Source organism: Aggregatibacter sp. Marseille-P9115, assembly GCF_920939465.1.
Classification (GTDB): Bacteria; Pseudomonadota; Gammaproteobacteria; order Enterobacterales; family Pasteurellaceae; genus Aggregatibacter; species Aggregatibacter segnis_B.
In genome coordinates, this window is sequence record NZ_OV100759.1 from 447,699 (window position 1) to 465,457 (window position 17,759).

The following is a 17,759-nucleotide window of genomic DNA, read 5'->3' on the forward strand; positions in this document are numbered from 1 at the left end:
AGTGGAAAACTCGGTTCAAAACAAGCCAATTATTGAGCTTCGTTCAATCAAAAAATCCTACGGTTCCAATACCATTATTAACGATTTTAATTTAACCATTAATAATGGTGAATTTGTCACCATTCTTGGCCCATCCGGTTGTGGTAAAACTACCGTGTTGCGTTTATTGGCCGGATTGGAGGAATTAGATTCAGGCAACATTATTTTGGACGGTGAAGACATTACCAATGTGCCGGCAGAAAAACGTCACATCAACACCGTATTCCAAAGCTATGCTTTGTTCCCGCACATGACGATTTTTGAAAACGTAGCTTTCGGTTTGCGTATGCAAAAAGTGCCGGAAAGCGAGATCAAACCTCGTGTGTTAGAGGCATTGCGTATGGTGCAGTTGGAAGAAATGGCGGAACGTAAACCAACCCAGCTTTCAGGCGGACAACAACAGCGTATCGCGATTGCTCGTGCAGTCGTTAATAAACCTAAAGTCTTATTGCTTGACGAGTCTCTTTCTGCGTTGGACTACAAATTACGTAAAAAAATGCAATACGAGTTAAAGCAATTACAACGCCAATTAGGCATTACCTTTATTTTCGTTACGCACGACCAAGAAGAAGCGATTACGATGTCTGATCGTATTGTCTTATTGCGTAAAGGTAAAATTGCACAAGACGGCTCTCCACGTGAGATTTATGAAGATCCGGCAAACTTGTTTGTGGCGCGTTTCATCGGCGAAATTAACGTTTTTGATGCGACTGTCATTGAACGCAAATCAGACAACGTGGTCCTTGCTAATGTGGAAGGTCGCATTTGCGATATTTATACCGATATTCCAGTCGAAAAAAATCAGCAACTTCAAGTCTTGCTTCGCCCGGAAGATATCGTAATTGAAGAATTAGATGAACACGAACAATCCAAAGCCATTATCGGTCATATTATCGACCGCACTTATAAAGGCATGACATTGGAATCTACTGTGGAATTCGAACATAACGGCAAACGCGTGTTAGTCAGCGAATTCTTTAACGAAGATGACCCGCATATGGATCACAGCGTTGGTCAACGCGTAGGCATTACATGGCACGAAGGTTGGGAGGTTGTACTCAACGATGAAGATAATCAATAATAAATTCCAGAAAATTACTGTTGCGATTATCTTCAGCTGGCTAATCTTCTTCGTGCTGATCCCAAACTTATTGGTATTAGTCGTAAGTTTTTTAACCCGAGATGGTAGCAACTTTTATGCCTTGCCATTTAACGTTGATAACTACATCAACCTGTTTAATCCGCTTTATGCGCAGGTGGTGTGGAACTCATTGTATATGTCGGGCATTGCCACCATTATTTGCTTGCTCATTGGCTATCCGTTCGCCTTTATGGTCAGCAAAATTCATCCGAAATATCGACCGCTCTTATTGTTCCTTGTGGTGTTACCCTTCTGGACAAACTCGCTGATTCGTATTTACGGTATGAAAGTGTTCCTCGGTGTGAAAGGTGTGTTGAACACAATGTTGATGGACATGGGCATTTTGAGTGAACCGATTCGCATTCTAAACACAGAAGTGGCGGTGATCATCGGTTTAGTCTATTTGCTTCTACCGTTTATGATTTTGCCACTCTACTCCGCGATTGAAAAATTAGACGGACGTTTATTAGAAGCAGCAAAAGACTTAGGTGCCAATGCATTCCAACGTTTCTTCCGCGTGATTCTACCGTTAACCATGCCGGGCATTATTGCCGGTTGCTTATTGGTATTATTACCGGCAATGGGCATGTTCTATGTCGCCGACTTACTTGGCGGTGCGAAAGTGCTGCTTGTGGGTAACGTCATTAAGAGTGAATTCTTAATTTCCCGCAACTGGCCGTTCGGTTCTGCCATCAGTATCGGATTAACAATTCTCATGGCATTGTTGATTTTCGTGTACTACCGTGCAAATAAACTATTGAATAAGAAAGTGGAGTTAGAATAATGGGCCGTTTACTACGTAATATCTTTATGTTTGTGGTATACGCTTATTTGTATATCCCGATTATTATTTTAGTGACCAACTCCTTCAACGAAGACCGTTATGGTTTAAGTTGGAAAGGCTTTAGCTGGAACTGGTACGAGCGTCTTTTCAATAACGACACGCTTATCCAAGCAGCGGTACACTCTGTGACGATTGCCTTCTTTTCCGCAACCTTAGCGACAATCATCGGTGGTTTAACGGCTATCGCCCTTTATCGCTACCGTTTCCGTGGCAAACAAGCGGTGAGTGGCATGTTGTTTATTGTGATGATGTCGCCGGATATCGTGATGGCGGTATCTTTGCTCGCCTTATTCATGGTAGTTGGTATTTCTTTAGGTTTCTGGTCGCTATTGCTCGCCCACGTCACCTTCTGTTTGCCGTATGTCACCGTCACCATTTTCTCTCGCTTAAACGGTTTCGATGCAAGAATGTTAGAAGCTGCGAAAGATTTGGGTGCCAGTGAAGTGACGATTTTACGCAAAATCATCCTGCCGCTTGCGTTACCTGCTGTGGTATCCGGTTGGTTGTTAAGCTTTACCATCTCGCTCGATGATGTTGTGGTGTCCTCTTTCGTGAGCGGTGTAAGCTATGAAATCCTGCCGTTGCGTATTTTCTCCTTGGTGAAAACCGGTGTAACACCAGAAGTAAACGCCCTTGCAACCATCATGATTGTGCTGTCATTATTACTCGTGGTAGCCAGCCAATTTATTGGCAGAAAACACAAAGACATCTAGTCGCAATAATGTTTCACAAATAATTTAATATCACATACAATACGCCTTGACGCACAATCAAGGCGTTTTTTTATACCTGCATTTTATGCAGGTGGTTTTTTTTCACCTCTTTTACGGAGAACAAACAAAAATGAAAAAATTTGCCGGTTTATTCACCGCAAGTATGATCGCTGTTGCCCTGACAGGTTGTAACGAGAAAGACAACAAACAAGCGCAAACCGCGCCGGAAGCCCCTAAAGCTGAAGCGCCTGCAAATGATACCGTGTATCTTTATACATGGACTGAATATGTACCCGATGGTCTTTTAGACGATTTCACCAAAGAAACCGGTATTAAAGTGATTGTGTCAAGTCTTGAATCAAACGAGACAATGTATGCAAAATTAAAAACCCAAGGCACCTCTGGTGGCTATGACGTGATTGCCCCTTCTAACTACTTCGTCTCCAAAATGGCGCGTGAAGGCATGTTAAAAGAACTGGATCACAGCAAATTACCTGTTATTAAAGAATTAGATCCTGACTGGCTCGACAAACCTTATGACAAAGGCAATAAATATTCCCTTCCACAATTATTAGGCGCACCGGGCATTGCCTTTAACACCAACACTTACAAAGGCAGCGATTTCACCTCCTGGGGCGATTTATGGAAACCTGAATTTGCCAACAAAGTGCAATTACTAGACGATGCCCGCGAAGTGTTCAACATCGCGTTATTAAAAATCGGTCAGGATCCGAACACACAAGATCCGGCGATTATCAAACAGGCTTATGAAGAATTGCTGAAATTACGTCCAAACGTACTTTCTTTCAATTCCGACAACCCGGCAAACTCCTTCATTTCAGGTGAAGTGGAAGTCGGTCAATTATGGAACGGTTCCGTACGTATCGCGAAAAAAGAACAAGCACCTTTAGACATGGTGTTCCCGAAGGAAGGCCCGGTCCTTTGGGTGGATAACCTTGCCATTACATCAACGTCTAAAAACCCAGAAGGCGCACATAAACTTATCAACTATATGTTAGGTGCAAAAGCGGCGGAAAAATTGACACTGGCTATTGGCTACCCAACCGCTAATCTTGAAGCGAAAAAAGCCTTACCGAAAGAAATCACTGAAGATCCGTCAATCTATCCAACGGCTGAAATATTGAAAAATAGCCACTGGCAAGATGATGTGGGTGATGCGATTCAATACTACGAACAATATTATCAAGAGCTGAAAGCAGCGAAATAATTTGTTCTCATAGCCATCACAAAAGTGCGGTCGAAATTTATATTAATTTTCAACCGCACTTTTTTTTTATCCGGTGCTAAGATAAGGACATTAAAAACGAAAAAGGAGAGGATTATGACAACACCAATTTCAGACAAAATTCACCATTCGTTGTCCCAAATCGATAATGCACTGTTAGCTCAGGATATTTGGCTGATTTTACAAGAGCAAAAATTTGTGGGATTCCTACCGCACTTTGCCGTACAACACTTGTGCAACAAACATCAAATCACTCCTCAACAACTCTCCCTTCAGCTGCTTCCCATTGCTGCTTGTTATGCCACCACGCCTATCTCACATTTTAATGTTGGCGCTATCGTAACGGGGGTGAGCGGCAATTTTTATTTTGGCGCGAATCAAGAATTTTGCCAAACAGATATTCAACAAACCATCCATGCCGAACAAAGTGCGATTAGTCATGCTTGGATGCGCGGAGAAAAACAAATCACCGATATTAGCGTCAACTACACGCCATGTGGCCATTGTCGTCAGTTTATGAATGAATTAAATAGCGCAGAAAAATTACAAATTCATTTACCGCATAGCCAGAATAATCCGTTGCACCAATATTTACCTGATGCTTTCGGGCCAAAAAACTTAAACATTCAGCTACATTTGCTGGATCAACATGACAATCAATTATCCTTAAACACCAACGACCCGGTGATTTCAAAAGCCCTTGCGATGACTAACCAAGCGCATGCGCCTTATTCAAACTCCTTCCATGGCATTGCATTACAAACGCAAGAGCAACACATTTATCACGGCAGTTATGCGGAAAATGCGGCGTTTAACCCAAGCCTGCCGGCTATGCAGGTTGCGCTGAATTATCTTATTTTAAGTGGCGAAACGGTAGAAAATATCACCCGTGCGGTGATGGTCGAAAAATCGCATACCTTAAACTACAAAGCAATGGCGGAAGCCCTACTCGCCAGCGTATGTGAGGTGAAATTAGAATATTTTAAGGTATAAAAGTGCGGTGAATTTTCAGTGCGTTTTTAAGAGAAAAAAATGGGTGCGTATAACCGCACCCATATTTATTTTTTAACTGATTTAGTTTGCAGATTTACCAATCACTTCTAATCCGCCCATGTAAGGACGTAAAACCTCCGGTACGGTAATCGAACCGTCAGCATTTTGATAGTTTTCTAAAACTGCCACTAAGGTACGACCCACGGCTAAACCGGAACCATTGAGGGTGTGCACCAAGCGAGGTTTCTTGTCACCTTTTGAACGACAGCGTGCTTGCATACGACGTGCTTGGAAATCCCACATGTTAGAGCAAGAAGAAATTTCACGGTATGTATTTTGCGCCGGTACCCAAACTTCTAAGTCGTAAGTTTTGCAAGAACCAAAGCCCATATCACCGGTGCAAAGCAACACTTTACGATATGGCAAGCCAAGTAATTGCAAGACTTTTTCCGCGTGACCGGTAAGCTCTTCCAACGCTTCCATGGATTTCTCCGGCTCTACGATTTGTACCAATTCCACTTTATCAAATTGGTGCATTCGAATTAAACCGCGTGTATCACGGCCGTAAGAACCTGCTTCAGAACGGAAACATGGCGTATGTGCGGTCATTTTTAACGGTAAATTTTCCGCTTCTAAAATGTCACCACGTACCAAGTTAGTGACCGGCACTTCAGCTGTCGGAATCAATGCATAAGTGCGTTGCACTTCATTTGGATCTTGCCCTTCTAGCGGTTTAGTGTGGAATAAATCTTCACTGAATTTAGGCAATTGACCTGTACCATAAAGCGTATCGTGGTTCACTAAATAAGGCACATAAGCTTCCGTGTAGCCATGTTGTTCCGTGTGTAAATCCAACATAAATTGCGCGATGGCACGATGTAATTTGGCAATTTGACCTTTCATCACCACAAAACGGGAACCGGTTAATTTCACCGCAGAAGCAAAATCCAAGCCTTGTAAATTTTCGCCTAACGCAACGTGGTCTTTTACCTCAAAATCAAATTTGCGTGGTTCGCCCCAACGGGAAACTTCTAAATTTTCACTGTCATCTTTACCTAAAGGCACTTCATCTGCTGGAATATTTGGGATGTTCAAAGCAATGTCATTTAAGGCATTTTGTACTTTTTCTAACTCAATTTTACCCTGTTCTAATTCTGCGCCCATGTGATCCACTTCCGCCAACAACGGCGCAATATCTTCTCCACGGGCTTTTGCCGCACCGATCGCTTTAGAACGCGCATTACGTTCTGCTTGTAACGTTTCGGTTTTTACCTGTAAGGCTTTTCGTTGTTCTTCTAATTGCGTGATATTTGCCACATCAAGCGTAAAACCACGTTTAATTTTTAATTTTTCTGCAACTTCTGCCAAATTATTACGAAGTAAATTCGGATCGATCATACTTTTACCTTTCTTCTTCTGTTTATTAATACCGTGTTAAAAATTGCGTTTATTCTATATCGTATTCAACCAATAAACTAGCAAAAACATGGACTAAAGTGCGGTCAGAAATCGCCGTGTTTTTTCGAGCCATCTTATTTTCCACTCAAAAAGAGGTCATCGGATACTCCCTATGAGTTTAAAAGTACGCCAATAAAATTTTGATGTAACGCAACAATTTTCCTAATTCTACTACTTAATAAGTAGTCTTAATGTTAGACTAGCGCTGATTTTCTCATCACCAAATGAAATTATTTTCTGGAGTATCTATGGAATTTCTAATGAACTTAAGTGAAGGCTCGCAATTTGCTATTCAACTTGCGATTGTCTTAATCTGTTTATTCTACGGCGCCAAAAAAGGCGGTATCGCTCTCGGTTTGTTAGGTGGTATCGGTCTTATTGTCTTGGTGTTCGGTTTCGGCATTGAACCGGGTAAACCGGCAATCGATGTAATGTTAACCATCCTTGCGGTGGTGGTAACATCTGCAACGTTACAAGCCAGTGGCGGTTTAGATGTTATGTTGCAAATCGCAGAAAAATTACTGCGTAAAAACCCGAAATACGTCAGTATTCTCGCTCCGTTCGTTACCTGTACCCTGACTATTCTTTGCGGTACCGGACACGTGGTTTATACCATGTTACCGATTATTTACGATATCGCGATTAAAAACGACATTCGTCCGGAACGCCCAATGGCAGCCAGTTCCATCGCCTCACAAATGGGTATCATCGCTTCCCCGGTTTCCGTTGCAGTAGTCACCTTAACGGCTTTCTTGGTGAATGCACAAAACCATTTAGCCGGCTTTGACGGTTACTTAGATTTATTAAAAATCACTGTGCCATCCACCCTTTGTGGTGTTTTAGCTATCGGTATCTTCAGCTGGTTCCGTGGTAAAGATTTAGATAAAGACCAAGAATTCCAAGAAAAATTAAAAGATCCTGAATTCAAAAAATATGTGTATGGCGACAGCGCTTCCCTACTCGATAAAAAATTACCACAATCCAGCTGGAACGCGATGTGGATTTTCTTCGGTGCCATTTTAGTGGTTGCCTTATTGGGTTATTTCAAAGAATTGCGTCCATCTTTTGAGAAAAGTGCACCGGCGCAAGTAGTTGAAGTGCTTTCAGGCGATAAAGCAGTCAAAAGCTTTAACGTAAAAGACGGTAAAATTCTTGCCGTAGCCAAAGACGGTAAAGTCGCGCTTGATGTTAAAGACAACAAAGCCAAAGCAAAAACCGCTTATGACAGCGTTGAGATTTACGACGACAAAGGCACATTAACCCAAACTGTTGCTTTACAAGATAACAATGTGGTCATTACTGCCGGCGATAAAACAGAAACCATTGAAAACGCAACAATCGGCTTAAAAGACACGGCGAAGAAAAAAGTCACTTTAGGCATGGTTCACGTTATCCAAATCTTCATGTTATTGGCTGGTTCATTAATCATCATCTTTACAAAAACCGATGCCGGCAAAATCAGTAAAAATGAAATCTTCCGCTCTGGTATGATTGCATTAGTGGCCGTATTCGGGATTTCTTGGATGGCAGAAACCATGTTTACCGTCCATACACCGATGATGAAAGCAGCATTAGGGGACGTCGTAAAAGCCCACCCTTGGACTTATGCTGTGATGCTATTATTAATCTCTAAATTCGTTAACTCCCAAGCTGCTGCATTGGTGGCATTCGTACCACTTGCATTAGGTATCGGTGTTGACCCGGCGATTATTCTTGCCTTCGCAGCGGCTTGTTACGGTTACTACATTTTACCAACCTACCCAAGCGACTTGGCAGCGATTCAATTTGACCGTTCAGGTACCACCCACATCGGTAAATTTGTCATCAATCACAGCTTTATTTTACCGGGCTTAATCGGTGTAATTACTTCCTGTATCTTCGGTTATATTTTCACAACCCTGTTTGGATACTTGTAATTTAGATTAGATTTAATCTCAAATAAAAAGGCTACTTCGTTGGAAGTAGCCTTTTTTATATGTGTTTAAATCAAAAAACAATTCTAAAATCAACCGCACTTTTATCTGGTTCGAATGCAAATAGAAACCCTACTTATAACGTTTCTTCTGGCTTTCCTGATCCAATCCTTTTAACCAGTCCAATTTCTCTTTCATCTTAATTTCCATCCCTCTTGTAGTTGGAAAATAAAATTGTGTGTCTTTAAGTTCTGGCGGGAAGTAATTTTCACCGGCGGCATAGGCGTTGGGTTCATCGTGGGCATAGCGATATTCAGCACCGAAACCGAGATCTTTCATCAGATTGGTTGGCGCGTTACGGAGGTGTTCCGGTACATCAAAATCAGCTGATTCAGTCGCCAATTTTTTCGCGGCTTTAAAAGCAAGGTAAACCGCATTGCTTTTCGGTGCAACGGCTAAATACACGATAGCTTGTGCAATGGCGCGTTCCCCTTCGGCGGCACCGACACGGGTAAAACAATCCCAAGCAGCAAGGGCGACTTGCATTGCGCGCGGGTCAGCGTTGCCCACATCTTCGGAGGCAATTGCTAATAAACGACGCGCTACATAAAGTGGATCGCCACCGGCAGTGATAATGCGGGCATACCAATAGAGTGCCGCATCCGGTGCGGATCCGCGAATGGATTTATGTAGCGCAGAAATGAAATCGTAGAATCGGTCGCCTTGTTTTTCGAAGCGCGCTTGGCGTTCACCTAAGACTTCCGTAAGTAAAGTGCGGTCTAAAATTTTGCCGTTTTTCGATTCGGCCGCCATGTCCACCATCATTTCGAGGCAATTCAACGCAAGGCGTGCATCGCCGTTGACGTATTCTGCCAAAAGCGACAACAAATTCGCCTGTAAATCTAACCGCACTTTGCCCAAGCCGTTTTCCGGATCATCAATGGCTTGTTGCAACACACGCTCAATTTCCTGCGTGGAAAGCGGTTTGAGAATATAAACCCGTACGCGGGAAAGCAGTGCGTTATTTAATTCAAAGGAAGGATTTTCTGTGGTGGCACCAATAAAAATAATGGTGCCATCTTCGATATGCGGCAGAAAGGCATCTTGCTGGCTTTTGTTGAAACGATGCACTTCGTCCACAAACAAAATGGTACGCAGACCCGCCAATTTATTTTGTTTGGCTTTTTCAATGGCTTCACGAATTTCTTTAATGCCGCTAGTGACAGCAGAAATTCTTTCGACTTCAGCGTTAATGCGTTGCGCGATAATTTCCGCCAACGTGGTTTTGCCGGTGCCGGGAGGGCCCCAGAAAATCATAGAATGAACATAACCTGCCTCAATCGCTTTGCGTAACGGTTTACCTTCGCCCAACAAATGAGACTGACCACAATACTGCGCCAAGGTGGTTGGGCGCATTCTGGCCGCTAAAGGGCGAAAATCATTTTCGTTGAAATCAAAGCTAAAGTTAGACATGGTTCAATTCGCTTATTTTTTACGTTGGTCGTCTAATTCTACGCCTTTCGGTACGCTAAATTTAAACAAACCGCCATCTAAATGTTGGTTGGTAATATTGCGCAAGATATATTGATTAGACTGCCCGTCTTTTTCAATGGTACTAAAACCTTTTAATACGCCGTTTTGATCGATACGAATATCAAATTGCTTGATATTGCTGTTTTTGGCTTTTGGTTTTAACACGAACGTATCATCTTTTTGTTCTACCGAATATTGCGCCCAATGACTTTTGTCATTACTGGTGAGCAACACGAATGGCGTATTATTTACCGCCTCTTTTACCCAATTGGCCGTCACTTGTTCCACAAACGGGTCATAAAACCAAAGGGTTTGTCCATCGGCAATAATTTGGGTTTCTTGTGGTGATTTGGTGTCCATACGAAACAAATTCGGACGCTTGATTTGTAACTTTCCGTTGCCTTGTTGCACATTTTTACCATTTGCCGAACTCACCGTTTGTGCAAAATCGGCACTTAATGTATCCACTTTATTTAAGCGATTCTGTAACTCAATATCAGCATTTGCCCAAGCAAGGGATGCCATTGCCAAAAGAGAAAGTGCGGTGAGTTTTTGAAACGTTTTTTTCATATTATTCAATTCCTTGTTTAAACCGATTACCTTTAGCCGCTTCAGTTTATGCACCGGTAAACGGCAAAAAATAAAGTAACCCTTTGACCTCAAAAGGAGAGATTAATTCTAATAATCCGCCCCGCGCGCCAAAATCTCACGTTTGCCATTTTGCAATGGCGAGACGATTCCCTGTTCTTCCAGTTGATCCATAATATTCGCTGCACGGTTAAAGCCCACACGGAAACGGCGTTGAATCGCAGAAATGGAGGTTGTGCCCGTGCTGACAACAAACTCGACCACTTCATCAAACAACTCATCGGTCTCACCCGAATTATCACCTAAGCGTTCTAAGGCATCTTCGTCTTCATTGCCATCTAAAATGCCTTCAATATAATTCGGTTTGCCACGCGCTCTCCAATCGTCTGCGACACGGCCGACTTCATCATCAGTCATAAAGGCACCGTGAATACGGATTAATTCGGTAGAGCCTTGCGGTGAATACAACATATCGCCCTTGCCCAGCAAAGATTCCGCACCACTGGCATCGAGAATCGTACGTGAGTCAATTTTCGTTGCCACAGTGAAAGCAATACGGCTCGGCACATTGGCTTTGATTAAACCGGTAATGACATCCACAGAAGGACGTTGCGTTGCCAAAATCAAGTGAATCCCCACTGCACGGGCTTTTTGCGCCAAACGCGCAATCAGTTCTTCCACCTGTTTGCCGGCAACCATCATTAAATCGGCAAATTCATCCACAACGACTACAATATAACTCAGTTTCTCCAACGGAGGCGGAAGTTGCTCCATAGAATCACTCGGACGCCATAATGGATTTGGAATTGGCATTTTTAACGCATCGTATTCATCAATTTTCTCATTGAAACCTTCAATGTTACGCACCCGTAAAGCAGATAATAATTGATAGCGGCGTTCCATTTCATCCACACACCAACGCAACGCATTGGCGGCTTTTTTCATATCCGTAACGACTTCCGTTAATAAGTGAGGAATGCCATTATAGACGGATAATTCCACCACTTTCGGGTCAATCATGATGAACTTCACTTCTTCCGGTTTTACGCGGTAAAGCAAACTTAAAATCATCGTATTCACGCCAACAGATTTCCCGGAACCGGTCGTTCCCGCCACCAATAAATGTGGCATTTTTGCGAGATCCACAATCATTGGTTTACCACTAATATCTTTACCTAACGCCATGGAAAGCAAGGCTTTTGCATTGCGGAATTCATCGCTATCGAGTACATCGCGAAGCGGTACCATTTGGCGATGATCATTCGGCGTTTCAATGCCAATATAAGGCTTGCCGGGAATCACTTCTGCCACACGAATCGCACGGAACATCAACGCGCGCGCTAAGTCTGTATCTAACGCAGTGACTTTGGCCGCTTTTACCCCCGGATCCAATTCCAGTTCATAACGAGTCACCACCGGCCCAACCAACACATCTTTCACTTTTGCCTTCACATTGAAATTGCGTAACTGTTGTTCAATACGTTGCGAAGTTTCCACAATTTCTTCTTGAGTAATATTTTGGGCTTTGCTTTGATGTCGCTCTAATAAATCCAAGCTCGGCAATGGTGTGGTCGGTTTTTCAACGTTAGCTTTATTCTGTTGGAATGCCGGATGAACGAGAGAATCACCATAAGGTTTATATTGTGGCGTAATGTGAGGCACGCCTGCTTCAACTTCTTCTGTGTCACTCACTGACGGAGCAACTAAGGTTGTTTCATGATGAATTTGAGTCGGTTGTAAAGTTTCTTCAGACATATTCGCCTGTGGCACTGCTAAAGACACCGTCGGCATCATTTCCTGTTCTGAAAAATCATGGGAAAAATCCACCGCACTTTGAAGTTCAGTCGCCGGTTCCACATGCGCTTGTACTGATGATAAAGACGTTTGAGCAAGTGAAGTAGTAGTAAACGCCGACTGAGGCGTCGGTGTGGCAATGGTCACATTCGGTAATGCCTCTTGCTGCTCAAAATCATAAGAAATAAACGGTTCAGCAGTATCAGTCTCTTTTTCCGTAGTAATCGTCATACTGTCAGAAGACACTGATGTCATTTCTTCAGAAAGTCCGGTGATGTGAAGCTGATGATTTGACTCCGTCCCTGTTTCTGCTGAATTTTCTTCGGACACAGCTTTTGCCTGCGTCATTAGGCTTTCTTGGGATACCAAAATAATTTCTTCTTTCGCTTCAGCGGAAACATTTTCATCCGATTGCGGTTGCGTTTCTTCAGCTGGCGGCGTTTGCATGGTTAACCATTGATAAAAACGAAGCAATAGGCGGATAAACGAAGCACCGGAACACAAAATAAATCCCGCGAGGGCAAAAATCCCTGCGAAGACAAGCAACCCGAATTTTCCGGCCGCCCCATAGAACGTTAAAGTGAGCCAACCGCCTAACACGCCACCGGATAAATAATTTGCCGTGTTGTTAAAAGATAATGTACAAATGACTGTCAACCCGCAAAGCAATAAAATAAAGCCAAATGTCCGCAAGCTAAATTTCGTCCATGTCAATGAAGTCGCCCGTTTAGTACGAATTAAATACGCGGGAATAAAACACAACATGAACGGAATAACATTCCCCACGTAACCGAAAAGCACAAAAAATAAATCCACAAACCATGCCCCGAATGCGCCGGCTTTGTTGATAGTATCCGGTGCAAAACTGGAAGTCGCCCAAGAATTATCCAGCGGCGTGTATCCCGACCAAGCAATGATCAGATAAAACCCGAAAAGTGCGGTCATACCTAGCAACAAATTTAATAAATAATATTTCGGGGAAAAATGTTCGGTAATACGTTTAATCATGCGTTACGACTTTATCTCTATTTCAACTGTAAAAAATTGGTTTGTTTGACTTCTTCCATTACCACATAAGTGCGGGTGTCATTTACGCCGGGTAACCGTAGTAAAGTGGTCCCCAGCAATTTACGGTACGCTGCCATATCCGCCACTCGGGTTTTCAATAAATAATCGAAATCACCGGAAACTAAATGGCATTCTTGAATTTCATCCAACTGTTGTACTGCCAAATTAAATTCTTCAAAGACATCGGGTTTACCGCGCACTAAAGTAATTTCTACGATCACTAACAATGGCGAATCTAATAATTCCGGATTCAGTAAGGCGCGATATCCCATAATCACCCCTTGTTTCTCCAAACGTTTTACACGTTCTAAACAAGGCGTTGGGGACAATCCCACTTTTTTTGACAAATCAATATTGGAAATTTTGCCGTTGCGTTGTAATTCATTGAGTATTTTTATATCAATGGCATCTAAAGCTTTTGTTAATTTCTTTTCCATGTGCGACATTTGAATGAGTGAGAGAAAATAGTGATTAATTCTAGCCTATTTGGCTCAATATTGCAGTAAGAACGTAGAAAGTTCGCCAATATTCATTCAACACAAAATTTAATTTGTTTAACTCTATTTTGCATTCAATCAAAGAACAATGCAGTTCTGAGCAAAAAGAGATTGTTTTCATTCCCTTTGCGTGTTCTAATGAGCACCCGCTAGACAATCACTTCAGTAAGTTAGTTATTTCGGTTCTTCCTCATTCAAGTTTTGAATTTGTGCTTTGAAGATTCAATTTATCCATCTCTATTTAAGTTAAATCGCTAGCAATTCGTGCTGAACATAAGCACACAATTTCATTATTTCAAATAAGGAAGACAACATGTCTAAATTAAACGGCACCGTAAAATGGTTCAATTCAACAAAAGGTTTCGGTTTTATCGCACCAGAAGATGGTTCTAAAGATGTTTTCGTACACTTCTCCGGCATCGTGGGTAATAATTTCCGTACTTTAAACGAAGGCGACCGTGTTGCTTTTAACGTACAAGATTCCCAACGTGGTCCAACAGCCGTTGACGTTGAAGTGATTTAAGAAACATTTCTACATAAAAATAGCCCTTCTCAAAAGGGCTATTTTTTTATCTATCGTTTTTCATTCAGTCGCATTTTCAAAAGTGCGGTGCTTTTTTAAAGCGAATCTAAGATTCCCAGCGCATCAACTAATTTCTTCACTGTAAACACTTGCATGTTTTCCACCACATGTTTTGGCTTATTCCCGAACGGGACAATCGCACGTTTAAAACCGTGTTTTGCTGCCTCACTAATACGTTCCTGCCCACTTGGTACAGGACGAATTTCACCGGCCAATCCCACTTCGCCAAACACCACAAGATCTTGTGGTAACGGACGGTTACGGAAGCTGGAAATCAGCGCCAAAAGCAACGCCAAATCGGCACTGGTTTCGGTCACTTTGACACCGCCAACCACGTTCACAAACACATCTTGATCCGCCATTTGCAATCCCCCGTGGCGATGCAACACAGCGAGCAATAAAGCAAGACGGTTTTGCTCCAACCCTACGGCAACACGACGTGGATTAGCTAGCATAGAATGATCCACCAGCGCTTGAATTTCCACCAACAACGGGCGTGTACCTTCCCATAGCACCATCACCGAGCTACCGGGCGTTTGTTCATCACCGCGACTTAAAAAGATCGCTGATGGGTTTTTCACTTCACGCAAACCTTGTTCTGTCATGGCAAATACGCCTAACTCATTCACGGCACCAAAGCGGTTTTTGTGGCTACGCAGAGTGCGGTAGCGGGAATCTGTTTCACCTTCCAATAATAAGGAACAGTCAATGGCATGCTCTAACACCTTCGGCCCGGCAAGGGTGCCGTCTTTGGTGACATGTCCCACCATGATGATTGCCACTTGTCGAGTTTTTGCATAACGCGTTAAAAAAGAAGCACATTCACGCACCTGTGCCACACTGCCCGGTGACGATTGAATATCCGCCAAATGCATCACCTGAATAGAGTCGATCACGATAATTTGCGGTTTTAATTGATCCGCCAAATTACAAATCTGCTCGACGGAAGTTTCCGACAGCATATTCAGTTTTTCCGGCGGCAACCCGAGGCGTTTGGCACGCATGGCGACTTGTTGCAAAGATTCTTCACCGGTCACATAAAGTGCGGTCATTTTTTGCGACAAATGACACATCACCTGCAACAATAACGTACTTTTCCCCGCGCCCGGATGTCCTCCAATCAGAATGGCACTGCCCGGTACTACCCCGCCGCCCAGCACGCGATCCAGTTCATAAAAACTACTGCTAAAACGCGGAGTTTCTTGTAGGCTAATTTCACTTAACGTTTGAATTTTGGCGCGAGTCTCACCGGCATAGCCACTAAATCGATCCGCTTTATTATTTGACGTAGAAACCAACCGCACTTCGGTGATGGTATTCCAAGCTTTACAGGCGCCACACTGCCCTTGCCAACGGGAATATTCCGCACCGCAATCGTTACAAACATAAGCCGTTTTTGTTTTCGCCATAGGGTTATCCGCCGATCGTTAACGTCATCAGGTGAAGCATGCGTTGTGCATATTGCGGTGTTTGAATCACATCGAGTAATTTATTCATCGCCAACGCATTATCTTTCGTCTCGCTGTGCAAACGAATAACATCATGCAGTTTCGCCAAAACATCCGCATTCGCTTCGGTTAAATCGTTCAACACATTTTCTTGTGCATAATGTTGATTCGCTGCTAGCTGTTCATTCAACGCTGCTTCTAATAAAGATTTATTGTCTTCGTAATAATGATACAGGTTGAAAAAAGCCCCAACGCGCTCTACGGTTTTAATAAAATCCGATGCAAAAAAATGAGCCCCTAAAGCCAATGTTTCTTCCACCAAAGACTGCTCATAAGCTAAAAGTGCGGTCAATTTTTCCGTCGTTTTTGGCATCCGTTTTTCCGAATACAAAAAGCCGCGCCACTGTTCAATCCAATCACTGGCTTTCGTCGTTTTATTTTGGGCTAATTGATATCCACGTTTTGCTTTACTGACGGAATAAAAATGTACCTTGTCTGCATAATGGGTTAAAAAATCAGCGACAAAGGCAAAAAATGGCCCCAATTCACCAGACTTCACTTCAAACTCAATTTCACGAATAGGCTGTTGTTTGTCGCCCGCAATAACATTTCCCTGATCAAAAGCCACTTCAATTTGGCAATCGGGCGTATATTGAACCAGCCATGTTTGGCGCATAAAGTCGGTGCTAAAAATCGGCTGCAACGACTCATCAACATTTTCCAATACAAGCCCGTGCTGACGGATTAACGCCGCTAAATTAGGTTCTGATGTCGGTAATTCCACATTATATTCCGGACGCACATGCAACCCACTGGATACTTTACCATCGGTTTTTAAGGTCAAGGTGTAATGGTCATCTTGCTGACGTACACGCAAGCCCATTTTCTGTTGAGTGAAATAGTTATCGGCAGTGTCGTAATAGGTATTGGCTAAAAAGGCTTTTTGCTGCTCAATAACATGAAAATGATGTAGCAGGGTATTGAGTTGTTCCTCATGAATATCACCGACCGCTAATTTTAATTCGATTTCGTTTGCCATGATAAAATCCTTTAAGATCATAAAGTTTTGTATTTACTCTAAATTCACGGGTTTTATTATCCAATAAAAGCCTGATTTTTTCGATTAAAATCGTGAATTTTTCATTTACATCAGGTAATATGCGCGTGAATTATTAACCTTAATTAGGAGTCATCTTCATGGCAATGAATAACATCCTTGGATTATTTGCCCACTCCCCTTTAAAGCCGTTACAAAAACACTCCAATAAAGTTACTGAATGCTGTGAATTATTGGTTCCTTTCTTTGAAGCGATCTTCCGTGAAGACTGGAATTCCGCTGAACAATTCCGTTTAGATATTTCCGCTCATGAGCGTCAAGCCGATGCATTAAAACGTGAAATTCGTTTGAAATTACCACGCGGTTTATTCATGCCGATTGAACGTACCGATTTATTAGAATTGGTCACACAACAAGACAAATTAGCGAACTACGCAAAAGACATCGCCGGCCGCATGGTTGGACGTCAATTTGGAATTCCGCCGGAAATGCATGATGAATTTATGAGCTATGTAAGACGCAGCTTAGATGCCACCGAACAAGCCCATAAAGTGATCGAAGAAATGGATCAATTATTAGAAACCGGTTTCAAAGGTCGTGAATTAAACTTTGTTAATCAAATGATTAACGAGTTAGATATCATTGAAGATGATACCGATCAAATGCAAATTAAATTAAGAAAAATGCTTTATGAGGTTGAAGGTCGTTACAACCCAATCGATGTCATGTTCTTATATAAAATTATTGAATGGGTTGGCGTGCTTGCCGACCAAGCACAACGAGTCGGTTCACGCATTGAATTAATGCTGGCTCGCTCATAATTTCCATTTACTTAGGTATTTTT

15 protein-coding genes are annotated in these 17,759 nt (G+C 42.6%); 8 read left to right on the top strand and 7 right to left on the bottom strand.

Annotation, left to right across the window (positions count from 1 at the left end; genetic code table 11):
- The first annotated feature begins 1 nt into the window (after nucleotide 1).
- The 5 genes from potA to cdd all read left to right on the top strand — a co-directional run bounded on the left by potA (nucleotide 2) and on the right by cdd (nucleotide 4,976).
- Complete coding sequence (potA, locus tag LQ983_RS02050) at nucleotides 2-1,120, top strand: spermidine/putrescine ABC transporter ATP-binding protein PotA (RefSeq protein ID WP_230621463.1); 1,119 nt, start codon at nucleotides 2-4, stop codon at nucleotides 1,118-1,120.
- Nucleotides 1,104-1,964 carry a spermidine/putrescine ABC transporter permease PotB gene (gene potB, locus LQ983_RS02055; protein ID WP_109127731.1) on the top strand — a complete coding sequence of 287 codons (861 nt, stop codon included), beginning with the start codon at nucleotides 1,104-1,106 and terminating at the stop codon, nucleotides 1,962-1,964. The genes potA and potB overlap by 17 nt, the downstream gene beginning before the upstream one ends.
- Nucleotides 1,964-2,737: a spermidine/putrescine ABC transporter permease PotC gene (gene potC / locus LQ983_RS02060; protein ID WP_111305549.1), complete on the top strand. Its 774-nt coding sequence runs from the start codon at nucleotides 1,964-1,966 to the stop codon at nucleotides 2,735-2,737. The genes potB and potC overlap by 1 nt, the downstream gene beginning before the upstream one ends.
- 130 nt (nucleotides 2,738-2,867) lie before the next feature.
- Nucleotides 2,868-3,965 (top strand): extracellular solute-binding protein, encoded by a 1,098-nt coding sequence (locus LQ983_RS02065; RefSeq protein ID WP_230621464.1) that lies wholly within the window; start codon nucleotides 2,868-2,870, stop codon nucleotides 3,963-3,965.
- 114 nt (nucleotides 3,966-4,079) lie between these two features.
- Complete coding sequence (cdd, locus tag LQ983_RS02070; protein WP_230621465.1) at nucleotides 4,080-4,976, top strand: cytidine deaminase; 897 nt, start codon at nucleotides 4,080-4,082, stop codon at nucleotides 4,974-4,976.
- 81 nt (nucleotides 4,977-5,057) lie between these two features.
- On the opposite strand, the gene serS is transcribed toward cdd, so the two are convergent.
- Complete coding sequence (gene serS, locus LQ983_RS02075) at nucleotides 5,058-6,374, bottom strand: serine--tRNA ligase (RefSeq protein ID WP_230621466.1); 1,317 nt, start codon at nucleotides 6,372-6,374, stop codon at nucleotides 5,058-5,060.
- A 308-nt stretch (nucleotides 6,375-6,682) separates the two neighbouring features.
- Between serS and LQ983_RS02080 the strand changes: the two genes are divergently transcribed.
- Nucleotides 6,683-8,350 (top strand): anaerobic C4-dicarboxylate transporter, encoded by a 1,668-nt coding sequence (locus LQ983_RS02080; protein ID WP_230622587.1) that lies wholly within the window; start codon nucleotides 6,683-6,685, stop codon nucleotides 8,348-8,350.
- A gap of 129 nt (nucleotides 8,351-8,479) precedes the next feature.
- Here the strand turns inward: LQ983_RS02080 and LQ983_RS02085 are convergent, their stop codons facing one another.
- The 4 genes from LQ983_RS02085 to lrp all read right to left on the bottom strand — a co-directional run bounded on the left by LQ983_RS02085 (nucleotide 8,480) and on the right by lrp (nucleotide 13,767).
- Nucleotides 8,480-9,820: a replication-associated recombination protein A gene (locus LQ983_RS02085; RefSeq protein WP_230621467.1), complete on the bottom strand. Its 1,341-nt coding sequence runs from the start codon at nucleotides 9,818-9,820 to the stop codon at nucleotides 8,480-8,482.
- 12 nt (nucleotides 9,821-9,832) lie between these two features.
- Nucleotides 9,833-10,450, bottom strand: coding sequence for an outer membrane lipoprotein chaperone LolA (gene lolA / locus LQ983_RS02090; RefSeq protein ID WP_230621468.1), 618 nt, complete (start codon nucleotides 10,448-10,450; stop codon nucleotides 9,833-9,835).
- A gap of 108 nt (nucleotides 10,451-10,558) precedes the next feature.
- On the bottom strand, nucleotides 10,559-13,270 hold the full coding sequence (locus tag LQ983_RS02095; protein WP_230621469.1) for a DNA translocase FtsK: 2,712 nt from the start codon (nucleotides 13,268-13,270) through the stop codon (nucleotides 10,559-10,561).
- 17 nt (nucleotides 13,271-13,287) lie between these two features.
- Nucleotides 13,288-13,767, bottom strand: coding sequence for a leucine-responsive transcriptional regulator Lrp (lrp, locus tag LQ983_RS02100; protein WP_006717519.1), 480 nt, complete (start codon nucleotides 13,765-13,767; stop codon nucleotides 13,288-13,290).
- 373 nt (nucleotides 13,768-14,140) lie between these two features.
- On the opposite strand from lrp, the gene LQ983_RS02105 reads away from it, so the two are divergent.
- Entirely contained in the window at nucleotides 14,141-14,350 is a 210-nt protein-coding gene (locus LQ983_RS02105; RefSeq protein ID WP_006717517.1) for a cold-shock protein, read from the top strand.
- Nucleotides 14,351-14,445: 95 nt separating this feature from the next.
- Here the strand turns inward: LQ983_RS02105 and radA are convergent, their stop codons facing one another.
- Together radA and LQ983_RS02115 are read right to left on the bottom strand one after the other, a co-directional pair.
- Nucleotides 14,446-15,819, bottom strand: a complete 1,374-nt coding sequence (gene radA, locus LQ983_RS02110) for a DNA repair protein RadA (RefSeq protein WP_230621470.1) — start codon at nucleotides 15,817-15,819, stop codon at nucleotides 14,446-14,448.
- 4 nt (nucleotides 15,820-15,823) lie between these two features.
- Nucleotides 15,824-16,897 carry an inorganic triphosphatase gene (locus LQ983_RS02115; protein ID WP_230621471.1) on the bottom strand — a complete coding sequence of 358 codons (1,074 nt, stop codon included), beginning with the start codon at nucleotides 16,895-16,897 and terminating at the stop codon, nucleotides 15,824-15,826.
- Nucleotides 16,898-17,055: 158 nt separating this feature from the next.
- Here LQ983_RS02115 and LQ983_RS02120 point away from each other — a divergent pair, with 158 nt between their 5' ends.
- On the top strand, nucleotides 17,056-17,736 hold the full coding sequence (locus LQ983_RS02120) for a TIGR00153 family protein (RefSeq protein ID WP_230621472.1): 681 nt from the start codon (nucleotides 17,056-17,058) through the stop codon (nucleotides 17,734-17,736).
- Nucleotides 17,737-17,759 lie beyond the last annotated feature (23 nt).